General features: G+C 60.9%; 19 protein-coding genes. 4 read left to right on the top strand and 15 right to left on the bottom strand.

What is annotated here, in order from left to right:
- Positions 1 to 3 precede the first annotated feature (3 nt).
- The 7 genes from DKK66_RS16465 to DKK66_RS16495 are packed head-to-tail and all read right to left on the bottom strand — an operon-like array spanning position 4 to position 5171.
- Positions 4 to 150, bottom strand: a complete 147-nt coding sequence (locus DKK66_RS16465) for a DUF2256 domain-containing protein (RefSeq protein WP_082086484.1) — start codon at positions 148 to 150, stop codon at positions 4 to 6.
- A complete protein-coding gene (locus DKK66_RS16470; protein WP_131359802.1) occupies positions 147 to 653 on the bottom strand; it encodes a nuclear transport factor 2 family protein in 507 nt (168 codons plus the stop codon). The genes DKK66_RS16465 and DKK66_RS16470 overlap by 4 nt, the downstream gene beginning before the upstream one ends.
- On the bottom strand, positions 581 to 1363 hold the full coding sequence (locus tag DKK66_RS16475) for an SDR family NAD(P)-dependent oxidoreductase (protein WP_062787921.1): 783 nt from the start codon (positions 1361 to 1363) through the stop codon (positions 581 to 583). Before DKK66_RS16475 ends, DKK66_RS16470 begins: the two co-directional genes overlap by 73 nt.
- Before the next feature lie 4 nt (positions 1364 to 1367).
- Complete coding sequence (locus DKK66_RS16480; RefSeq protein WP_045847350.1) at positions 1368 to 1898, bottom strand: DUF3833 domain-containing protein; 531 nt, start codon at positions 1896 to 1898, stop codon at positions 1368 to 1370.
- The gene (locus DKK66_RS16485) at positions 1895 to 3103 is read right to left on the bottom strand and encodes a cyclopropane-fatty-acyl-phospholipid synthase family protein (RefSeq protein ID WP_131359804.1); all 1209 of its coding nucleotides are present in this window, start codon (positions 3101 to 3103) and stop codon (positions 1895 to 1897) included. Before DKK66_RS16485 ends, DKK66_RS16480 begins: the two co-directional genes overlap by 4 nt.
- Positions 3100 to 3888, bottom strand: a complete 789-nt coding sequence (locus DKK66_RS16490; protein ID WP_242673511.1) for a DUF1365 domain-containing protein — start codon at positions 3886 to 3888, stop codon at positions 3100 to 3102. The genes DKK66_RS16485 and DKK66_RS16490 overlap by 4 nt, the downstream gene beginning before the upstream one ends.
- Positions 3885 to 5171 carry an NAD(P)/FAD-dependent oxidoreductase gene (locus tag DKK66_RS16495; RefSeq protein WP_131359806.1) on the bottom strand — a complete coding sequence of 429 codons (1287 nt, stop codon included), beginning with the start codon at positions 5169 to 5171 and terminating at the stop codon, positions 3885 to 3887. The genes DKK66_RS16490 and DKK66_RS16495 overlap by 4 nt, the downstream gene beginning before the upstream one ends.
- 136 nt (positions 5172 to 5307) lie before the next feature.
- Between DKK66_RS16495 and DKK66_RS16500 the strand changes: the two genes are divergently transcribed.
- Positions 5308 to 5928, top strand: coding sequence for a TetR/AcrR family transcriptional regulator (locus DKK66_RS16500; protein ID WP_131359808.1), 621 nt, complete (start codon positions 5308 to 5310; stop codon positions 5926 to 5928).
- A 66-nt stretch (positions 5929 to 5994) separates the two neighbouring features.
- Here DKK66_RS16500 and DKK66_RS16505 read toward each other — a convergent pair whose 3' ends face one another.
- Both DKK66_RS16505 and DKK66_RS16510 read right to left on the bottom strand, forming a co-directional pair.
- Positions 5995 to 6771, bottom strand: coding sequence for an amino acid ABC transporter permease (locus DKK66_RS16505; protein WP_045847345.1), 777 nt, complete (start codon positions 6769 to 6771; stop codon positions 5995 to 5997).
- A gap of 60 nt (positions 6772 to 6831) precedes the next feature.
- Positions 6832 to 7662 (bottom strand): transporter substrate-binding domain-containing protein, encoded by an 831-nt coding sequence (locus tag DKK66_RS16510; protein ID WP_131359810.1) that lies wholly within the window; start codon positions 7660 to 7662, stop codon positions 6832 to 6834.
- A gap of 146 nt (positions 7663 to 7808) precedes the next feature.
- On the opposite strand from DKK66_RS16510, the gene DKK66_RS16515 reads away from it, so the two are divergent.
- Positions 7809 to 8702, top strand: coding sequence for a homocysteine S-methyltransferase family protein (locus DKK66_RS16515; protein WP_131359812.1), 894 nt, complete (start codon positions 7809 to 7811; stop codon positions 8700 to 8702).
- A 1-nt stretch (position 8703) separates the two neighbouring features.
- Here the strand turns inward: DKK66_RS16515 and DKK66_RS16520 are convergent, their stop codons facing one another.
- On the bottom strand, positions 8704 to 9855 hold the full coding sequence (locus DKK66_RS16520; RefSeq protein WP_165494204.1) for an alpha/beta fold hydrolase: 1152 nt from the start codon (positions 9853 to 9855) through the stop codon (positions 8704 to 8706).
- 250 nt (positions 9856 to 10105) lie between these two features.
- On the opposite strand from DKK66_RS16520, the gene DKK66_RS16525 reads away from it, so the two are divergent.
- Entirely contained in the window at positions 10106 to 11020 is a 915-nt protein-coding gene (locus DKK66_RS16525) for a substrate-binding domain-containing protein (RefSeq protein ID WP_165494205.1), read from the top strand.
- Positions 11010 to 12221: a diguanylate cyclase gene (locus tag DKK66_RS16530; RefSeq protein WP_131359818.1), complete on the top strand. Its 1212-nt coding sequence runs from the start codon at positions 11010 to 11012 to the stop codon at positions 12219 to 12221. The genes DKK66_RS16525 and DKK66_RS16530 overlap by 11 nt, the downstream gene beginning before the upstream one ends.
- A gap of 19 nt (positions 12222 to 12240) precedes the next feature.
- Here DKK66_RS16530 and DKK66_RS16535 read toward each other — a convergent pair whose 3' ends face one another.
- The 5 genes from DKK66_RS16535 to DKK66_RS16555 form a co-directional block, all read right to left on the bottom strand.
- On the bottom strand, positions 12241 to 15072 hold the full coding sequence (locus DKK66_RS16535) for an EAL domain-containing protein (protein ID WP_131359820.1): 2832 nt from the start codon (positions 15070 to 15072) through the stop codon (positions 12241 to 12243).
- Between the two features lie 136 nt (positions 15073 to 15208).
- Positions 15209 to 16519, bottom strand: a complete 1311-nt coding sequence (locus tag DKK66_RS16540; RefSeq protein ID WP_131359823.1) for an MFS transporter — start codon at positions 16517 to 16519, stop codon at positions 15209 to 15211.
- A 60-nt stretch (positions 16520 to 16579) separates the two neighbouring features.
- Complete coding sequence (gene tcuB, locus DKK66_RS16545; protein ID WP_131359825.1) at positions 16580 to 17713, bottom strand: tricarballylate utilization 4Fe-4S protein TcuB; 1134 nt, start codon at positions 17711 to 17713, stop codon at positions 16580 to 16582.
- Position 17714: 1 nt separating this feature from the next.
- Positions 17715 to 19115, bottom strand: coding sequence for an FAD-dependent tricarballylate dehydrogenase TcuA (tcuA, locus tag DKK66_RS16550; RefSeq protein WP_131359827.1), 1401 nt, complete (start codon positions 19113 to 19115; stop codon positions 17715 to 17717).
- Between the two features lie 79 nt (positions 19116 to 19194).
- Positions 19195 to 20121, bottom strand: a complete 927-nt coding sequence (locus tag DKK66_RS16555) for a LysR substrate-binding domain-containing protein (RefSeq protein WP_131359829.1) — start codon at positions 20119 to 20121, stop codon at positions 19195 to 19197.
- Positions 20122 to 20195 lie beyond the last annotated feature (74 nt).

Consider the following 20195-nt stretch of genomic DNA (forward strand, 5'->3'; position numbering starts at 1 on the left):
GTTTCAGTGCTGCTGGCGGCAGCGTTCGGAACAATATTTCACCTCATCCCAGCAGCGCGCCCATTTGCGCCGCCAGCTCATCGGCTTGCCACAGGCCGCGCAGGGCTTGCTGGGCAGGCTGCTTTTGTTGCCGCGAAATGGCGCTTTCATACCGGCCAGCCCTGGTCATGCACCGACAGCAGGCGACGCAGCAGACGCAGCGGCGCACCAATCAGCGGCAGCTTGTGCAGCAGCTCTTCGGCCGAGTCCCAGTAATCGCGGTGCAGGCATACCTTGCCGTCAGCAGCAAAACGCAGGTGGCTGCCACCGTGCAGCTGGTAGTGCTTGCCCGTGCGGCGGAAGCTGAAATCCCAGGTGATGAAGGCCTGCTGACCATCCAGCAATTGCTCGCGCACGCTGAATACCGGCTCTTCCAGCACGGCAAACATGTGGCGGAAGATGTCGGCAATGCCATCACGCCCGTGTACCTGGTTGAAGGGGTCACGAAAGCGGGCGTCGACGGTGTAAAAGTCGTCGATGTGCAGCAGGCTGGCCGGGCTGAGCGTGGCATACCAGTCGGCCAGTGCCGCCAGCCTTGTCCTCAGTTGCGCGCCAGATGGCGCAGCAGTGGCAGTCTCAGCCGGTAAGGCAGTAGTGCGAGCAGCTTGATCCATAGCGTAAACCTGCGTGGAAAGTGAATTTCGAACCGGCCCTGTTCCAGGCCGCGCACAATTTCCCGGGCAGCATCCGCCGGTTGCAATAGCGCCGGCATGGCGAAGTCGTTCTTGGCGGTGAGCCGGGTGGCGACAAAGCCGGGGTTGATCAGGTACACCTGCATGTCGTGCTGGTGCAGTTCGGCATGCAGCAGCTCGGCCAGATTGATCAGCGCTGCCTTGCTGGGCCCATACACACAGGCACCGGGCAGACCGACATAACCGGCCACGCTGGCGACCAATGCGATACCGCCCTGACGGCGGGCCATCATGGCCGGCAGCATGGTTTCCAGCCCGTAATACACCCCGGCCAGATTGGTTTGCAGGGTGTCGCTGACCTGTTGCTGGCGGATGTCCCAGCAGCGCTCCGGCCGGTAGGCTGCCGCGCAGAACACGACCAGGTCCGGCAGGGCATCCTGCTGTTGCAAGCTGTCCCAGGCCTGTTGCCAGGCGGCGGGCTGGCTGACATCCAGCGGCAGCACGATGGCACGAGGCTGCCGTGCGGCCACCGCGTGCAGGCTGTCGACACCACGGGCCGACAGGATCACCCGTGCGCCCAGTGCCAGCAGCTGGCTGGCCAGTGCGGCACCAATGCCGCTGGAGGCACCGACAATCCATACCGTTTGTTGCGGCCAGTTGCGCAGCGGACGGTTAAGGGCGGGCAGCAACATGGCCTTACTCCTTGCGGAAAAACAGGCTGACTTCACCCAGCGCAATGCCGAACTTGCTCATGCGCGCGCTATTGAGCAGGGTGTGTTCGTCCTGCAGGAACATCCAGTCGTCAAATTGCACGTCCCAGCTGCGGCCATCCACCGGCAGGCGCAGGGTGTAACGCCAGTGCAGGGCATTGCCCGCCACTTCGCCATCGGCCACGCCCACCACATCCGCTGCCGTACCCTGCCATTTGCCATTACCCAGCGGCACCAGTCGCCACTGGCGCTGCTGGCGGCTGCCGTCGCTGTAGACAAAGCGTTCGTCCAGCAGCAGGGCATCACCCTGGCGCTGGCCGGTGATGTCCACGGTGAATTGCTTGACCAGCGCACCGTTGCGGTCACGGAACATGCCCCAGGCGCGGGTATGGCCCTCAAAAAATCGCGGCAAGTCCAGCTGGGGTTTGTTGTCGCGGTATTGCTCCACCTGCGGTGTGCTGCAGGCGCTGGTGAGCAACAGGGCGAACAGGGGCAACAGGCGGCGCAGGGTTTTCATGGCCGGGCTTCCTGCAGCAGGAACTGCGACACGCCGATGCTGGCTTCGTCAAAACCGGCCTCGCAATAGCACAGGTACAAGCGCCACAGGCGGATGAAGGCTTCGTCAAAGCCTTGCTGGCGCACACTATCCAGTGTGTGTTCAAACGCCAGACGCCAGCGGCGCAGGGTTTCGGCGTAGTCCGGGCCAAAGTCCAGCCGGTTGCGCGTCATCAGCCCGGCTTGTTCGGCCGTATCCTGAAAGACCTGCCTGCTGGGCAGCATGCCACCGGGGAAAATGAACTCCTGGATGAAGTCACTGCTGCGGCGATAGCGTTCGAAACGGCTTTCGGCAATGGTGATGCTCTGCACCAGCGCCTTGCCGCCCGGTTTCAGCAGTTGCCGCAGCTTGGCAAAGAAGCCCGGCCAGTAGGCTTCGCCCACCGCTTCGAACATTTCGATGGAGACAATGGCATCGTACTGGCCTTGCAGGTCGCGATAGTCTTGCCACTCCAGTTGCACCAGTTGCTTGCCAGCCAGCCGTTCGCGGGCAAAGTCCAGCTGGGCATGGGAAATGGTGATGCCATGCACCGCAATGCCCTGGCTGCTGGCGTGTTCGGCAAAACCGCCCCAGCCGCAGCCGATTTCCAGCACCCGCATGCCCGGTTGCAGGCCCAGCACATCGCAGATGCGCTGGTATTTGGCTGATTGGGCGGTAGCAAGCGGCAGGTCGTAATGGCCGTCAAACCAGGCGCTGGAGTAAGTCCAGCTGGGGTCCAGCCACAATTCGTAAAAGGCATTGCCCAGGTCGTAATGCGCGTGGATATTGCGCTGGCTGCCCTGGCGGCTGTTGCGGCGCAGGCAGTGTTTCAGCCAGTACCAGCCACGGGCCGGCCAGCTGCCGGCCAGCGCGCTGCCCAGCACCTGTTCGTTGCGCAAGGCCAGCCGCAGCAGGGCGGTAATGTCCGGTGTGAACAAGAGACCATCGCGATAGGCTTCGGCAAAACCGATATCGCCGGAAAACAGCAATTTGCGGCAGGCGGTCCAGCTGTAAATGTGCAGTTCTGCCTCCGGGAATTCGCCCGGGCGGCCAAACAACAGGCTTTGTCCATCCGGTGTGTGCAGCAGCAGGCTGCCATATTGCAGCTGGTTCAAGCGCTGCAGCAGTAAGCGTGCCAGCCAGGGCAGATTGTTGCAGGGCAGGGCAAGGGTACGGGTGAGGCTCATGGGCGCAACTCCTGTCCGTGACTCAGTGTGTGTTCCGGGGCGGCGGGCTTGCTGAAAAACGGTACTTTTTTCAGCCACAGCTGCAAGGCCTGCCAGTGAATGCGGGTGATGATGCCCAGGGTCAGCATGGGCTGGCGCAGCAGCGCCCGGCGGGCATTGCCGCTGGTGAGCGGCTGCAGCACACCGGAGATGCTGGTATTGAGCAGCAGGCCGTCGGCATCGTGGTAATCAATGCGCATCAGCATGCGGTCAGTCTTCTCTGCCAGACGGAAGCGGTAATGCCCGGCCACCTGGCAAAACGGCGATACATGCAGCTGCTTGCGACAGGTGAGGGTGGCACCGTTGGCGATGGGGCTGCCGTCCGGGTTGGCCAGCAGGTAGGCATGGTGTTCGCCAAAAGTGTTGTTGACGTCGGCCAGTACGGCAAGCAAGTGGCCTTGGCTGTCGTGGCAATACCAGAAGCTGACCGGATTGAAGGCATAGCCGAACAGCCGCGGAAAGGTTTGCAGCCACACTTCACCGTCGGCAGGCAAGCCGGCGTCACGCAATTGCTGGCGTATCCAGGGCAATAGCGGGCTGCCGTCACGCGGGCCGTAATCCCGGCTGCGTATCATCAGCGGCCGCCAGCGATCCACGGCAAACCAGCGGTGGCCAATCTGTTCCAGCGCCGACAGCTTCAACCGGATGGCAAATACCGGATAAATGAATCGATGGCGGGCAGGCCGCAGCCGCTGGTGCATCACCCTGCCGGATACCAGATAGGCATTACTGCTGGCGGGGCTCATAGGCGGGCCCATTCCGGCAAGGTGACAAAATTCTGTGCCACATTCAGCGCGGACTTCAGTCCGTCCTCGTGAAAACCGTAACCGGTCCAGGCACCGGCAAACCAGCTGTTGCGTTTGCCCTGCAGCATGGGCAGGCGGGCCTGGGCGGCAATGGCGGCATTGTCGAACAGCGGGTGTTCATACACGAAGCGGGCGTATTCCAGATTGCGATCCGGGTCGCGCAGCGGGTTGAGGGTGACGATGACCGGCTGGCTGACCGGCAGCGGTTGCAAGGCATTGAGCAGGTAGCTGACACACACCGCACGCTGGCTGGGCTGGCCGGTTTCGGCCAGGAAATTCCAGGCGGCCCAGGTCTTGCGGCGCTTGGGCAGCAAGCTGGCATCGCCATGCAGTACCGCCGTATTGGGCTGGTAGCGTACGGCAGATAGGATGTCGTGTTCTTCCTGGCTGGCATCGGCCAGCATGGCCAGGGTTTGCGGGGCGTGGGTGGCAAAAATCACGCTGTCAAAGCGCTCTTCGCCATGCGGGCTGTTGATCAGTACGCCTTGCTCAGTGCGCCGCACACTGCTGACCGGACTGCACAGGCGCACATGCTGGATGGTCTGGCACAGCTTTCCCACATACTGGCGTGCCCCGCCCGGCACGGTAAACCAGCGTGGCCGCTGGCTGATTTGCAGCAGGCCGTGGTTCAGGCAGAAGCGCAGGAAAGTGGCAGCGGGGAAATCCAGAATCTCCTTGCTGGGGCTGGACCAGATTGCCGCAGCCATCGGCACCAGGTAGTGGTCTCGAAAACGGCTGCCATACCCTTCCACTTCCAGCAGCTCACCCAGGGTAAGGGGAGCGGCCAGTACTTGCTGCAGCAGGCGGGGAGCGGCGCTGTTGAAGCGCAGGATGTCATACAGCATGCGGTAGAACGGCAGGGACAAAAGTTTGCTGCGCTGGGCAAACACGGTGCCAAGCGAGCTGCCCGCCCATTCGTCCCGGCCCCGGTCCAGCGATACGCTGAAGGACATGTCGGTGCTGCAGGAGGGCACACCAAGCTGCCGGAACAAGGCAATCAGATTGGGGTAGGTGCGTTCGTTGAACACAAGAAAGCCGGTATCCACGGCAAAAGACTGGCCTTCCAGTTGCAGGTCAACCGTATTGGTATGGCCACCTGCGTAGTCAGCAGCTTCAAACAGGGTGACTTCGTGTTTTTCTGCCAGTAGCCATGCGCTGGCGAGACCGGCGATGCCGCCGCCAATCACTGCCACGCGCTGGCGTTTGTCTGGATGTGCTTTCACCTGAACTCCCAAGCCGGAATTTCTGAATCAACGCCTGCGGGTGACGAAACTGCTTGGCACCTGCGAGGCATCGTGCTTATATTCAGCATATAACCGCTTTGGAAAAAAAGCTACTGATTAGTAAAAGGTCGTACTCATGAGTATTTTAGCCAAGCTCAGCTTCAAGGATCAGGCATTCAAGCTGCGCGAACAGACGGTGCTGGACGCCACCACCCGCTTGCTGGCCAGCAAGGGTTTCGACCTGATGACCATGGACGATGTGGCCGGGGAGGCGGGTATTTCCAAGCCCAGCCTGTACAAGCATTTCAAGTCCAAGGAAGACCTGGCCACCGAGGTGATGATCCGCCTGCTGGACGGTGCGCTGGACTATCTGGCGGCACTGGATGCCGCTCTGAGCAGCAAGGACAGGCTGGGTAGTCTGCTGGAATGGGCATTGCGGGTGCGCCTGCAGGGTGGCCTGCCTTTCCTGCCTTCGGCCAGCCCGCAGGTCAAGGAGATGCTGACCCGCAGCATCCGTTACGTGACACGGGTGTACAAGCTGCACAAGCAGATGGAAGCATTGGTGGAACAGGCCAAGAAGGCCGGTGATATCCGGGCGGATTTGCCCACCGACGTCATCCTGTATGCCTACTATTCGCGCACTTGCGACCCGGCGGTGGATTACATGAAGGACTATGGCCGCTACAGCGACGACCAGATTGTCGACTACATGCGCGCCATCATTTTCGCGGGTATCGGTGCTGCAGAAGCAGGCTGAGGCCGCAACAAGCGGCAAATGAAAACAGCCCGCCGTGATGGCGGGCTGTCTGTGTGAAGAAAACAATCAGCGGCGGCCGGAAACGGACAGCCTGCTTTCCAGCCGGTGCTGGAACAGCTCCAGCACGATGGACAGCAGCCAGTACAGAATGGCTGCCGTCAGCAGCATTTCCATGTAGCGGTAAGCCGAACGGCCATAGCTTTGCGCCAGGAACATCAGCTCCCACAGGCCCATCACCGATACCAGCGAGGAATCCTTCAACATGGAAATGAACATGCTGAAAGTGGGCGGCACCGCCACTTTCATTGCCTGCGGCAAAATGATGAAGCGCATGATGGCATGCGGTTTCAGCCCCAGTGCCTTGCCGGCATCCCACTGGCCACGGTGGATGGACAGGATGGCCGAACGGAACACTTCGCTCAGGTAGGCGCCATAACACAACGCCAGCGCTGCCACGCCGGATGGAATGGCGGTGGGCACAATGCCAAGCTGGGGCAGGCCGAGATAAATCAGCAGGATCTGCACCAGTAGCGGCGTGCCCTTGAAGAAGGAATTGTAAAAAGTGGCCAGGCCGTACAGCAGCGGGTTGCTGGACAAACGCCCCAGTGCCGACAGCATGCCAATCACCACAGCAAGGATGGTGGACAGCAGGCACAGCAGCAAGGTCAGCGGTATGCCCTGGATGAAGCCTTCCGGGCTCAGTTCCAGACCGGCCAGCAAGGGCAGCTTGCTCAGGGCAAAACGGTAGTCCAGTTCAAAGGCATCGACAAACCAGACAAAGCCCAGCAGCAGGCACAGCATGACCAGGCCGACTTGCAGCCTGAATCGGTTTTCCTGTTTCATGTTACGGACAGACAAAAGCAGAAAGCCCCGCACGGCTGCATGCCGCCACGGGGCTGATTCTTAGTTGGTGATATCGCTGCCAATCCACTTCTTGGAAATGGCGCTGAGGGTGCCGTCTTTCTTCAGCTCGGTAATGACTTGCTTGACGCGGGCATTCCACTGCGCATCACCCTTGTCTACGGCCACCCAGTTGGGTTCCTGGTACAGCGGGCTGCCGACAATGCGGAACTTGCCGGTCTTGCTGATGCGTTCGTTTGCTGTCACCAGGTTGGAAATCACCGCATCCACCCGCTTGCCAGCGCCCAGCGCCAGGTCCTGGAACGCCAGTTCTTCATTGTCGTACGGGGCAATCACCACCTTGTTGAAGGGGTAGGCAGGCTGTACGGCGTTGGGGGCTTCAATGGTCAGCTTCTTCTGCAGATAGCTTTCATAGGACGAGCCTTGCTGCACGGCAATCTTCTTGCCTTCCAGGCTCTTGATGCTGCTGGTTTTCTTGTCCGCCACATTGGCAATCAGCACCGCCGGGGAGTTGTAGTAAAACACCGGGAAGTCCAGTACCTGGGCACGTTCCTTGTTGGGCGTCATCGAGCAGATGCAGATATCCCAGCGGCTGCCCCATTTGCCGGCGGCAATCACTTCCCACGAAGGCGTGTCCAGCTTCAGCTTGACGCCCAGCTTTTTCGCCACGGCCTTGGCCACGTCCACATCAAAGCCATCCAGCTGGTTTTTGCTGTTGAGGAAGGAGAAGGGCGGGTAGCTTTCCAGCAGCACGCCGCGCAGCACGCCGCTTTTCTGTACATGGTCCAGTGTGGCACCGGCATGGCTCTGGCTGGCAGCCAGCAGGGCGATGAGGGCGACGGTCTTGGTGATCTTGGATTGTCGTTGGAACATTTTTATGGTCTGAATGCTGTTTGGGTGTTAATCTATATATCAAACTATTATAATAATTACCAGCTTGATTGAATATAAATATATAACATTTCCCCCTATGTCATGGGTAAACATCACCCTGATGCAGTGATTGCATGGATAAGCATATGAGCCAAACTCTTGTTCTTGATGGCGGCATGGGCCGCGAACTCAAACGTATCGGTGCGCCGTTCCAGCAGCCGGAATGGTCTGCGCTGGCCTTGCTGGAAGGCCCGCATTTTGTCGAACAGGCCCATGATGCCTTCGTGAATGCCGGTGCCCGGGTGATTACCACCAACAGCTATGCCGTGGTTCCTTTTCATATCGGCCAGCAGCGTTTTGACGCGCAGGGGCGGCAACTGGCTGCCCTGGCTGGCGAACTGGCACGCCGCAGCGCGGACAAGGCAGCACACAAGGTGACCGTGGCCGGCTCCTTGCCACCTGCACTGGGTTCCTACCGTCCCGACCTGTTCAATGAAGCCGACTCGCTGGCCATTCACCGTGTGCTGATTGAGGGCCTGGCACCGTATGTGGATGTCTGGCTGGCCGAAACGCAAAGCTCGCTGGCCGAGGTGCGCGCAGTGCGCCTGGCGCTGGGCGAACAGGACAAGCCGCTGTGGCTGTCGTTCACCCTGCAGGACGAAGATGTCGACAACGTGGCGCGCCTGCGCTCCGGTGAAACCGTCAGCGAGGCGGTGGCCGAGGCCATCCGTCTGGGCGCAGCGGCGGTGCTGTTCAACTGCAGCCAGCCGGAAGTGATGGAAGCCGCGCTGGAAGCCGCCAATGCCGTGCTGCAACAGCAAGGCAAGGCACTGCAACTGGGCGTGTATGCCAATGCCTTCCCGCCCACGCCGAAAGACGCCAAGGCCAATGCCACGCTGGATGAAATCCGTGCCGACCTGACCCCGCAAAACTATCTGGGCTGGGCCGAACGCTGGGTAGAAAAGGGTGCCGGCATTGTTGGCGGTTGCTGCGGCATCACGCCGGAACATATCGCTGCGCTGGCTGCGCGGCTGGGCTGATTCATTGTCCTGCCAGCAAGTGCTGTAACACCTGCTCGGCCACGTCCTGCCATTTCCTGCTGGAAATCACGGCGTGGCCGGCGTCCTCTATCATCACTGCACTGGTGTCATAGGAGCGGGCAGTAGCGGCCACCACTTCGGGTGGAATCAGCCGGTCGCGGCTGCCGCCTATCACCTGTACCCGGGCGCTGATATTGTCCGGATTCACATACGCCGGTTTGCCTTCCGCCGCCTGAATGGCAATGGCCTTGCCCAACGGGTCGCCCATGAATTCCACCACGTTGTCCAGCGTGCCTGGCAGCAAACCCCATGGCGGCACCGAGCAGATCAGGCTGGCGCTTTGCCATTGCTCATTGCCTTCCAGCACGCGCTGGGTGAGGAAACCACCCATGGAATGGCCCACAATCAGGCTGGGCTGGACGGGCAGACGTGCCAATACCTGCTGCACATCCTGTTCGTAGTCACGCAGGGTCTGGTTGTCACGCGGTTTGCTGCCGCCGTGGCCACGTAGTGACAGGGCCGAGCTGCTCAGGCCATGCGCCGCAAACCAGGGCTGCATGTTTTCCCGCCATTGCCAGCCATCACCGGCCACGCCATGGATGAACAGGATATGGCCACGCGGTGCTGGTGCATCGGCATGAAACACTTCTATGCCATCTTCCATTTCACGACGACAGGCGTTGGCCGGGTCATCTTCGGCCAGGGTGATCAGGCAGGCGGTTTCTTCGCCATCCTGGGCAAATCGTGTGCTCAGGCCGCGGCACAAGGACGCCATGCGGCCATTGCGGCGCAGATACTGAATGCGCAGCCGGTTTACCTTGCGGCCCAGCGCATGGTGCAGTGCCTGGTCGAACAATTGGCGGCCAATGCCCTTGCCCTGGCAGAAGCTGTCCACACTGATACCCAGTTCGCCATGGGGAAAGGCATCCGTTTGCAGCACCGCAATGTGCACCACCCCTATCAGCAAGCCACGGTAATGGGCACCAATGACGATATCGCGATTGAAATTGATGCTGTCCACGTAGCTGACCAGACTGGCCGGGCCAAGGGTGAGGCCGAAGCGGGTGAAGAGATCGTCCGGGCTCAGTCCGGACAGATGTTCCAGAATGGCCGGTCGTGCACTGGCCTGGAGGCGGTCTAGGGTAAGATGCATGATGTTCACTTTATGTTGCAGTGCAACATGACTCAGTTTAGGCCATTCCCGGGTGAATGCAAGACATTCTGTGCAGGCAGGGTGGTAACTGGTGAAATCAGCAGCATGACGCATAAATATCAACTATCACTAAAGCAAACCGCGAGTCCGCAGGCTGCAGAGCAGGCCTGCACGCCGCATAAACATTACAATCATGATTTGTCGGTACGGGAGCTCCGTGTTCAACCTCTCTTCATTGTTACGGAACGGCTTGGCATTGCGCTGGCACATCCTGTTGTGCGTGGCACTGCTGTGTTGTAGTCCGCTATTGCAGGCACGCGAGTGCCTCTCCTTCATTTACGCCAGTGGCGGACGTGCGTTCTGGGCCAATCTGCAGGAAAACATTGCGCAGGAGGGGGCCAGGCTTGGCTATTTCATTTATGACCGTGGTTCGGTGGATAGCGAGCACCTGATTGATGATGCCCAGATTGAGCTATTGAATGTGGCCATCGCCCGCAAATGCCGGGCCATCATCCTGGCACCCAGTGCCACCATCGAAAATTACAATGAAATTTTGCGTTTCCTGCCGGTGCCGGTGGTGCTGATAGACCGCAACCCTGGCCTTAGCAGCCAGTTTGGCGCAGTAGCCTCAGACCAGACCGCCATTGGCAGCCAGGCCTGGGAGCAACTGAAAAAGAGCCATCCGGACATCCGTCGGGTACTGGTATTTCCCAATCAGGGCAAAGTACCGTCCACCGAGCAGCGCATGGCAGGCTTTGCCATTGCAGCAGAAAAAGACCATGTCCGGGTGGTGTACGGCCCGGAGCTGGACCAGTCCATTGGCCGCGGGCGTCAGGTGGTGCGTACCTGGCTGTATACCCAGCAGCCGCAGTTCGATGCCATTTTCACCCCGAACGAATCCACCACCAGCGCGGTGCTGCTGGCCTTGCGGCAATTGCAGCAGGCCGGACGCCATCCCTTTGTCGGGGTGGACCGCAGCCCCCTCATTCTGGAGGCCATCCGTTCTGGTGAATTACTGGCCAGCATGGTGCAGGACACCGAGAAAATGGCAAAAATTGCCGTGCAGATGGCGAATGACGCCATCCGCCACCCATCGCGGAGCGGACGCAATGTCCTGCTACCGCCCTTTGTGCTGAACCGCGAGGTGCTGCGCAATGCACGCTAGAGCTGAGCCAGACCACGGCATGGATGCAGCCAGCGTCCGTCTTTGTCATTACTACTTCGAGCAGGACAGCATGTCGATCAAGCTGTCGCTGGCAGTGGCGCTTGCCATTTATGCCGCACACTGGACGCATGCGCCGGGCTGGCCAGGTACGGCATGGTTGCTGGCGGTGTTCTGCTTCCAGGGTTTGCGGCTGTGGTATTTGCAGTTCATGCGCACCAAGCTGGCCGATCCGGCTGGTTTGCAAGCATGGTTCCCCAGCCTCTATCTGTCGGTCCTGCTGGCGGCGCTGTTGTGGAGCAGCATGCTGTTTGCCTTTCCACACCGGCAGTTTGATTTTGGCTACATGTTCAAGATCATTGCGCTGGCGGCCATCAACAGTGTCACCATCCTGTCCCACGGCCTGATTTTCCGTCTGTATGCGCTGTTCAGCAGTGTGCTGACGCTGGTGGTGCTGATCCAGCTGCATGGCTTTGATCAGGTGATGGCCACGTCAGACCGTCATGCATTCAGCGGCATTGCTTTGCTGTATCTTTCATTCCTGCTGATAACAGCCTGGAAATATGCAGAGCGTAACCGCGCCTTCTTTACCCAGCAGCAGACCATGAACACGCTGGTCAGCTCGCTCAAGCGCATGCATGACGAAGAGGTGGAACTGCGCTCCAGCCTGGAGTTGAAAACCGCCGGGCTGGAGGAAGCACGCAATGCCTTGCTGGTGTTGGCCACCACCGACAGCCTCACCAGGACGCTGAACCGGCGTGCCATTCTGGAGCAGCTGCAACAGCAGGTGGACAAGGTGAGTCACGCCGAGGGCAGTTTTTGCGTACTGGCCTTCGACGTGGATAACTTCAAGAAAATCAATGATGTATTCGGCCACAATGTGGGTGACGTGGTGTTGCAGGTGCTGGCCGAAGAGGTCAAGGCCAGCTTGCGCCCGGAGGACGTGTTCGGCCGGATTGGTGGCGAGGAGTTTCTGGTGATCCTGCCCGGCCTGAATCTGCCAGAAGCGGTGGCCTGTGGCGAGCGTCTGCGCCTGCAATTGCAACACAGTACCCGCATGCAGCAAGAGGCCGGCATTGCCATTACCCTGTCGCTGGGCTGTTGCCTGGCATTCCCGGGCGAAAGCGCGGTCGATATCCTGGGCAAGGCCGATACCTTGATGTATCAGGCCAAGCGTGAGGGTAAAAACCGGCTGTGCTACTAGCCTGCGCTGGCAAGGGCATTCAGGCCGGGTCCTGTTCCCAGTGACTGATCGGCATGGGTTTGCCAAACAGATAGCCCTGGTAGGCATAACAGCCATGACTTTCCAGGAAGTCGCGCTGCACATGGGTTTCCACACCCTCGGCAATTACCTGCAGGCCCAGTGCGCGCGACATGGCCAGTATTGCCTTGACGATGGCGCTGGTGGCCGGGTTCTGCCCCAGCTGGCGGGTGAATGACTGGTCGATTTTCAGCTGGTCCAGCGGCAGGCGGCTCAGATAGGACAGCGAGGAGTAGCCGGTGCCAAAGTCATCCAGCGCAAAGCGGATGCCCAGCGCTCCAAGTTGCTGCATGCGCTCCACCACCATGTCCAGGTTTTCCAGCACGATGCTTTCCGTAAGCTCCAGCTTGAGCCGGGCCGGGTTGGCACCGCTCAAATGCAGGCAGCGTTGTACCGATTCGACAAAGTCCGGCTGGTGAAACTGGCGCGCACTGACATTCACCGCCAGCTCCAGTCCGGCGAATTGCGGCTGATCTTCCCATTGCTTCAGTTGCTGGCAGGCGGTATGAAGCACCCATTCTCCCAGTTCCAGAATCAGCCCCATTTCCTCCGCCAGCGGAATGAACTGGGCCGGTGACACCATGCCACGCTCTGGCGATTGCCAGCGCAGCAAGGCTTCCGCGCCGGTTATCTGGCCATACTGGTTAACCTGCGGCTGGTAGTACAGCAGAAATTCCTTGCGGGCAAAGCCCAGACGCAGCGCGTTTTCCAGCTGGGCGCGTGCCTCGATGTGGGCCTGCATGGTGGGGCTGAAAAAACGTACCCGGTTGCGTCCGGCATCCTTGGACTGGTACAGCGCCACATCGGCCTGTTTCAGCAGGTTTTCCAGCGAGGTGTGCTGGCCGCGGAACAGGGTCAGGCCAATGCTGGCGGTGTACAGGTGTTCGCCTTCCTGCTGCGAGTCCAGGCAGTAGGGGCGTGCCAGTGCGTCACGGATTTTTTCGGCAATCTGTTCGGCCCGGCTGGCAGCCAGGGTTTCGTTGCTGCCCAGCTCTTCGATGATGAGCACAAACTCGTCCCCGCCCAGCCGTGCCACGGTGTCCACCCCGCGCAGGCTGTCGCGCAGGCGGTGGCCTACTTGCAGTAGCAGCTTGTCACCCATTTCATGGCCCAGGGTGTCGTTGAGTTTCTTGAACTGGTCCAGGTCCAGCATCAACAGCCCGCCATATTGCTGGCTGCGTTCGCTGTTTTTCATTGCCTGCTCCAGCCGGTCGAACAGCAGGCGACGGTTGGGCAACATGGTAAGCGGATCGAAATGGGCCAGCCGGCGAATTTCTTCCTCCGCGGCCTTGCGCTCGGTAATGTCATGCAGGGTAACGCGCTGGCCCAGGTAATCTCCCGTCTCGTTGAACAGCGGCCGTGCAGTCTGGTTGACCCAGCGTATATCACCCTGCTTGCGGATGATGCGCACATCCAGTTCCCGTTCCGTTGCCGTGTCGGTGGCTTGTGGCAAGGTGGCCTGATGCTGCCGCCATTGCGCCAGGTCTTCCGGGTGAATGATGGTCTCCAGCAGGGCCGGGTCCTGTTCGAATGCCGCGGGCGGATAACCGCTGATTTTCTCCGCCGACGGGGTCATGTAATGAAAACGGCCATCCGGCTTGATCCAGTACACCCAGTCGCTTGACCAGTCCATCATGCTGTGGAATTTCAGCTCGCTTTGGCGAATGGCTTCCAGGGCGGCCTTTTTATCGGTGATGTCGTCCTTGATGGCCACATAGTGGGTGATGCTGCCATCCGGCTGGCGCATGGGGGCAATCACCACTGCTTCCACATATTCACTGCCGTCCTTGCGCCGGTTGATGAATTCCCCTTGCCATACCTGGCCGCTTTGCAAGGTGCTCCACAGCTGGGCATACACCGCCTTGCCGGTTTTCCCGGCGTGCAGCAGGCGCGGGTTTTGCCCGATGACTTCATCGCGGCTGTAGCCGGTATTGCGCAGGAAGGCCTCGTTGACGTATTCGATGCGGGCGTCGATATCGGTAATGACAATGCTGGCCGGGCTTTGCTGGATGGCCAGGGAGAATTTGTTCAGCTGCTGTTCACGGGCCAGCAAGGCATGGGTGCGCTTTTCGATTTCCGCTTCCAGGTGGTGCTGGTGTTGCTGCAAATCCTGCTGGCTGCGCTCCAGGGCCTGAATCACCCGGCGCATGTGCCCGGCAAAAGGCAAGAAGATGAACAGGCCTTCCAGCAGCAGCAGGCCAAGCGCACTGAGCCAGGCGATGGTTTCTGCTGTTTGCAGGGTATCCACCGCGGCTTCGCCTTCCTGCTGGTAGCGTTTGACGGCGGCGTCCAGCGCTTGCAGCAAGTCGCCGCCTGCCAGTTGCAATAGCTGTTGCAAGGCTGGAGAGTCCGCGCGCACGCTGCCTGGGGGCTGTTGCAGCAATGCTCTGGCCAGGGACAGGTAACGGGTTTCCAGAAAATGAATGGCCTTGGGCGAGGCAAAATACAAGTCATGGATTTGCCCGGACATGGTGGCAGGCAGGTGCAGTTCTGCCTTGCCCTTGATCAGCGCCTGGTGGCTGCTGTCCATCAGGCTGATGGCTTGTTGCAAGGATTTGCGGGCGCTGCCCTGGCTGCCCGCAGGCAGGGTGGCCAGCTGCTGGCTGTACAGCGCAATACGCTGGCTGAGCATGCGCTGGCGGCCACTGACGTTCACCAGTGCCGCGGTGCTTTGCTGGGAGGAGATCACCATTTGCTGTGCCACATAGGTGGTGGTGGCCAGCACCGCCATCAGCGCCAGTGCAAACAGATAGCGCAGTTTGAAGGCGCGCAGCATGCGATGTTCAGTTGTCATGAGGGCTACTTGTGTGACAGGCACTATTTAGCATCTTGCATGACAATGGGCTTGAGCGCAAAACCGATTTGCCCCGGACCGTACAAAAGAAAATGGCCTGTTTTCACAGGCCATCAAGCTACAGCCAGACCAAAGCCTAGTGCTGTTGATGCTTGTGTTGATGCAGATGCTGACGCCGTGGTGCAAACAGCACCAGCGTGGCCAGGCAGGCCGAGAGTGCGGCAAACAGCAGCCACCAGGCAGGCGAGCTCTTGCTGTGCGTCATTTCCACCAGCGCGGTAGATACTGCCGGGGTCAGGCCACCAAAAATGGCGGTGGCCAGACTGAAGGCCAGCGAGAAACCTACGGTACGTACATACACCGGCATGACCTCGGTCAGTGCTGCCACCATGGCGCCGTTATACATGCCAAAGAAGAAAGAGAACCACAGCAACACCGTCAGTAGCCGGGTAAAGCTGGCTGCTTCAGCCAGCCAGGCCATTGCCGGGTAGGCGGTCAGCAAGGCCAGCAGTGAAATGCCCAGCAGCAAGGGCTTGCGGCCAATGCGGTCGGACAGCGCCCCGCCGACGGGCAGCCAGCAGAAGTTGGACAGGCCCACGCACAAGGTGACAACCAGGCTGTCCTGCGCGCTCAGGTGCAGCACGCTTTTGCCAAAAGTGGGGGTGTAAACGGTGATGAAGTAAAACAGCGTGGTAGTGAGCGACACCAGAAACATGCCCGCCACGATGGTGCGCCAGTGCAGGCCGATGGTGCCGAAGATTTCACGCAGGCTGGGGCGGTGCTTGCGCGCCAGGAAGGCATCGGTTTCCTGCAAGGAACCGCGCAGCAGGAAAATCAGCGGAATGATCAGGCAGCCGATGAAGAACGGCACGCGCCAGCCCCAGGCGGCAATCTGCTCCGGGCTCAGCCACAGCTGGATGCCATAGCCGATGGCTGCCGCCACCACGATGGCCACCTGCTGGCTGGCCGACTGCCAGCTGGTGTAAAAGCCCTTGTGACCCGGCGTGGCAATTTCGGCCAGATACACCGACACCCCACCCAGTTCCACCCCGGCGGAAAAGCCCTGCAGCAAGCGGCCCAGCAGCACCAGCAGGGGCGCGGCCAGCCCTATCTGGCTGTAATCCGGCACAAAGGCAATCAGCACCGTACCACAGGCCATGATGCCCAGCGTCACGATCAGCCCCTGACGGCGGCCGATGCGGTCCACATAACTGCCCAGCACGATGGCACCCAGCGGGCGCATCAGGAAACCGGCACCGAAGACGGCAAAGGTCAGCATCAGCGAGGCAAACTCGCTGCTGGTGGGGAAAAATGCCTTGCTGATATAGCTGGCATAAAAACCGAACAGAAAGAAATCGAACTGTTCGAGAAAATTGCCACTGGTCACGCGCAGTACCGCACCCAGTCGGGACTGGGCAGGGTGCTGGCTGGCTGGCGCTTGTTGCATGAGTACTCTCCTTTGTTGCGTTGTATTTATTGCTTTTCTGGATGTTTTACTGACGGACGGTCAGCGGCGTTGACGCTTTTCGATTGCCCATTTCAGCAAGGCCGCGCTGCGGAAAATGCCGTGGGCGAACTTGCCATAGGGCAGGGTGAGGAACAGTGCCATCACCACGCCCAGATGCACGGCCAGCAGGCTGCCCAGCACATGGCTGTGGCGGGCAAACGGCAACAGCAGGCCGCTGGCGCTGGTGAGCAGCAGCAGGGCAATGAAGCCGCGGTCCATCGGGCGTTGTTGTATGTCGCCATGCTGCGGGTCGCGCTGCAGGTTCAGCCACAGCAGGCCGGCAGGGCCAATCAGCAGGCCGATACCACCCGCAATGCCCAGCAGCACCGGCAGGCTGTTCAGTGCATAGGGGGCTGGCAGACCCTGCAGATAGTGGTAGCCGGTGGCCACCAGCGTGGCGGCAAAGCAGGACAGGAAGCCGTAGAAAGTGAAGTGGTGAAAACGCCGCCGCCACAGGGTGTAGGCATCGTCGGCGTTATTGCAGCCCTGACCGTGACCGCCATCCAGATACTTCAGCGTGGCCACTGCATGACCGGCATCCAGCACCGCCGGTACATCCGGCGCTTGCGGGCTGATGTCACGCCAGAAGCGGCGCACACCCATGCCCAGCGCCAGCACGGCAAAGCCGAATACCGGGCCGAACAGCCCGGCTAGCAGATGGTGCGGGAAGTAGTCGTAGAAATTGCCGCTGTTCACTGTCGGGGCCAGTGCCTGCAACAGCAGCAGGAACAGCGCGAGGCCGGCAGCCAGTGCCAGCGCAACGGTCAGCCCGGCGTGGTGATACAGCCGCCCCAGCGCGCCCGGCCAGGCAAAGCGGGTATAGCTTTGCTGGCGCACCTGAGCCATGGCTTTGGGAATGTTGACGGCAAATTCATGCGGCGGTGCGTACTGGCAGGCATGCAGACAGGCGCCGCAGTTGTGGCAGAGATTGGCCAGGTAATGGATGTCGGCCTGGCCGAATTCCAGCCGCTGGGTCATGGCGGGAAACACCGCACAAAAGCCCTCGCAATAACGGCAGGCATTGCAGATTTGCAAATCGCGCGCCACTTCGGCCTCGGCCTTGTCCAGCAGGGAGCCCGGCTGGCCGGCAGCCAGTTGTTGCGCCTCGTCGATCAGGCGGGTGAGTTGTTGCATGTCAGATTCCTTGTGAAACAGCCTGAGCCGCCTGCGCGGCACGGCTGCCGGCAATACGACCAAAAGCCGTGCCGATGGCCATGCCGATACCGGCCACATAACCCTTGCCCAGCACATTGCCGGCCATCATTTCACCGGCCACAAACAGGTTGGGGCTGGGCTGGCCGGCAAAGTGCACGGCGGCGTCGGCATTGGTTTTCAGGCCCAGATAGGTAAAGGTGATGCCGGGGCGCAGCGCGTAGCCGTAGTAGGGCGGGGTATCGAGCGGCAAGGCCCAGTGGCTTTTGGGCGGGGTGAGGCCGTCGGTGTGGCAGTTGTCCAGTACGGTGTGGTCGAACTGCCCGGCCTGACAGGCCGCGTTGTAGCGCTGGATGGTGTCGACAAAGCGCGCCTCGTCCAGCCCCAGTTGCCGCGCCAGCTCCGGCAGGGTATCGGCCTTGTTGCCGGGGAATACCGGCGGCATGAAGCGGCCGATGGCCTTGGAATCGATGATGGAATAGCCGATCTGCTCCGGCTGTTGTGCCACCAGCCGCCCCCAGATGGCATAGCGCTTGGGCCAGAAATCCTCGCCCTCGTCGTAAAAGCGCTCGGCGTTGCGGTTGAGCATGATGCCCAGCGACACGCAGTCCACCCGGGTACAGATGCCGCCATCGTAAAGCGGTGCGCGGGCGTCAATGGCTACGCAGTGCGATTGCGACGGGTCGCCCACCATGTCGGCCCCGGCCTGCTGCATGAACTTGAGCAGTACGCCCTGATTGAAACGGGTACCACGGATGAGGAAGTTGTCCGCCGGCCAGTCGCCCTGATCGTTCTGGCCCCAGGCGCTGCGCAACCATTCGCGGTTGGATTCGAAACCGCCAGCAGCCAGTACACAGCTGCGCGCGGTGATGCGCTCGCCACCTGACAGATGGGCAGCAACAAAGCGGCCATCCTGCAATTCCAGCCGCTCAACCGCGCTGTCGTAGCGAACCACCACGCCCAGCTGTTCGGCGCTGCGGTAATAGGCATTCACCAGCGCCTTGCCGCCGCCCATGAAAAAGGCATTGGTGCGCGCCGTATGCAATGCGCCGGACAGCGAGGGCTGAAAGTGCACGCCGTGACGGCGCATCCAGTCGCGACAGCTGCCGCTGGCGCGAATCACCAGCCTGGCCAGCGCTTCGTCGGTCTGGCCGCCGGTGACGCGCAGCAGGTCCTGCCAGTACTCTTCTTCCGGATATGCATCCACCAGCACGTCTTGCGGGGCATCGTGCATGCAGCGCAGGTTGCGGGTGTGCTGCGAATTGCCGCCGCGCCAGGCGCGCGGGGCGGACTCCAGCAGCAGCACCGAGGCCCCGGCTTCGCGGGCCATCAGTGCGGCGCAGAGTGCGGCGTTGCCGCCGCCGATGATCAGAACATCAAACATGGGTACAGCCTCCCTGAGACAAGCGGAGACTGTAAAAAGCCCTCAGCCCGGCCGCCAGACCGGATCGGGCAACAGGTGTTTAGCGATTGTAAACAGTAGCTCCCGGCCACTCGCCGCTGCTGGCCAGTTCGCTGGCCACCTGTTGCAGCACCACGCGAGTGGCCAGTCCGGCCGGTGACAGCTCGTCATCGGACAGGCTTACCAGCAGGTTGGGGCGGCTGACGCTGTCATCGATGATGTCAATCAGACGGAACTCTTCCGGTGGCAGGCGGGCAATGGCAGCACCGGGCTGGATGGTGGCGCCGTAACCGGCCCTTACTGCATCCATCAACAGCGACAGGCCGTCGATTTCCGCGCTGATGTTCAGCGCGTGCGCACCCTGGGTGCTGGCGTTGTTGAGCAGGGCGCGCAATCCATGCGGGCCACTGGGCATGATCAGCGGAATGTCGCCCAGCTCGGCCAGGCTGATGTGGTCCTGCGTGGGTGCTGCAGGCAGGTCGCGGCGGCAGATCAGGAACAGCTTTTCCTCCAGCAGCGGCAGCACGCTCCAGCGCCGGGTGCGCTCTTCCTGGAACAGCACGGCCAGATCCAGCTGGCGTGCGCCCAGCATGGTGGCCAGATTGCCGGACAGGTTTTCCACCAGATGCAGGCGGATGTCCGGGTAACGCTCGCGCATGGCCGCCATGAAGGGCAGGCCCAGCACGCCGGTGGTGCTGGGGGCCATGCCCACGCTGACATGGCCGGACAGTCGCGCCAGCTGGGCGGCGCGCATGGCGTCGTCGGCATGGCGGATGGCCAGTTGCGCCTGCCGCCAGAACGCGAGGCCGGCATCGGTGGGCACCACGCCGCTGGAGGTGCGCTGCAACAGCCGGGTGGCCAGTTCACCCTCCAGTCGGCTGATCTGCTGGCTCAGTGCCGAGGTACCCACCCCCAGTTCCAGCGCGGCGCGCCCCATACTGCCCTGCGCCACCACGCTGACAAAATAGCGTAATTGCCTTAACTCCATTGCTTGTCCTCTTGACTGCAGTTCCGCTTGCTCGTGCAAGGCGCAGTCTACTGCCGAATCGGCCGCAGAAATAA

The organism is Aquitalea sp. USM4 (assembly GCF_004328945.1).
Classification (GTDB): domain Bacteria; phylum Pseudomonadota; class Gammaproteobacteria; order Burkholderiales; family Chromobacteriaceae; genus Aquitalea; species Aquitalea pelogenes.

Coding starts and splice junctions, on each gene's coding strand:
- DKK66_RS16465 (WP_082086484.1), bottom strand. CDS start 150: ATGAAAGCGCCATTTCGCGGCAACAAAAGCAGCCTGCCCAGCAAGCCC.
- DKK66_RS16470 (WP_131359802.1), bottom strand. CDS start 653: ATGGATCAAGCTGCTCGCACTACTGCCTTACCGGCTGAGACTGCCACT.
- DKK66_RS16475 (WP_062787921.1), bottom strand. CDS start 1,363: ATGTTGCTGCCCGCCCTTAACCGTCCGCTGCGCAACTGGCCGCAACAA.
- DKK66_RS16480 (WP_045847350.1), bottom strand. CDS start 1,898: ATGAAAACCCTGCGCCGCCTGTTGCCCCTGTTCGCCCTGTTGCTCACC.
- DKK66_RS16485 (WP_131359804.1), bottom strand. CDS start 3,103: ATGAGCCTCACCCGTACCCTTGCCCTGCCCTGCAACAATCTGCCCTGG.
- DKK66_RS16490 (WP_242673511.1), bottom strand. CDS start 3,888: ATGAGCCCCGCCAGCAGTAATGCCTATCTGGTATCCGGCAGGGTGATG.
- DKK66_RS16500 (WP_131359808.1), top strand. CDS start 5,308: ATGAGTATTTTAGCCAAGCTCAGCTTCAAGGATCAGGCATTCAAGCTG.
- DKK66_RS16505 (WP_045847345.1), bottom strand. CDS start 6,771: ATGAAACAGGAAAACCGATTCAGGCTGCAAGTCGGCCTGGTCATGCTG.
- DKK66_RS16510 (WP_131359810.1), bottom strand. CDS start 7,662: ATGTTCCAACGACAATCCAAGATCACCAAGACCGTCGCCCTCATCGCC.
- DKK66_RS16515 (WP_131359812.1), top strand. CDS start 7,809: ATGAGCCAAACTCTTGTTCTTGATGGCGGCATGGGCCGCGAACTCAAA.
- DKK66_RS16520 (WP_165494204.1), bottom strand. CDS start 9,855: ATGCATCTTACCCTAGACCGCCTCCAGGCCAGTGCACGACCGGCCATT.
- DKK66_RS16530 (WP_131359818.1), top strand. CDS start 11,010: ATGCACGCTAGAGCTGAGCCAGACCACGGCATGGATGCAGCCAGCGTC.
- DKK66_RS16535 (WP_131359820.1), bottom strand. CDS start 15,072: ATGACAACTGAACATCGCATGCTGCGCGCCTTCAAACTGCGCTATCTG.
- DKK66_RS16540 (WP_131359823.1), bottom strand. CDS start 16,519: ATGCAACAAGCGCCAGCCAGCCAGCACCCTGCCCAGTCCCGACTGGGT.
- tcuB (WP_131359825.1), bottom strand. CDS start 17,713: ATGCAACAACTCACCCGCCTGATCGACGAGGCGCAACAACTGGCTGCC.
- tcuA (WP_131359827.1), bottom strand. CDS start 19,115: ATGTTTGATGTTCTGATCATCGGCGGCGGCAACGCCGCACTCTGCGCC.
- DKK66_RS16555 (WP_131359829.1), bottom strand. CDS start 20,121: ATGGAGTTAAGGCAATTACGCTATTTTGTCAGCGTGGTGGCGCAGGGC.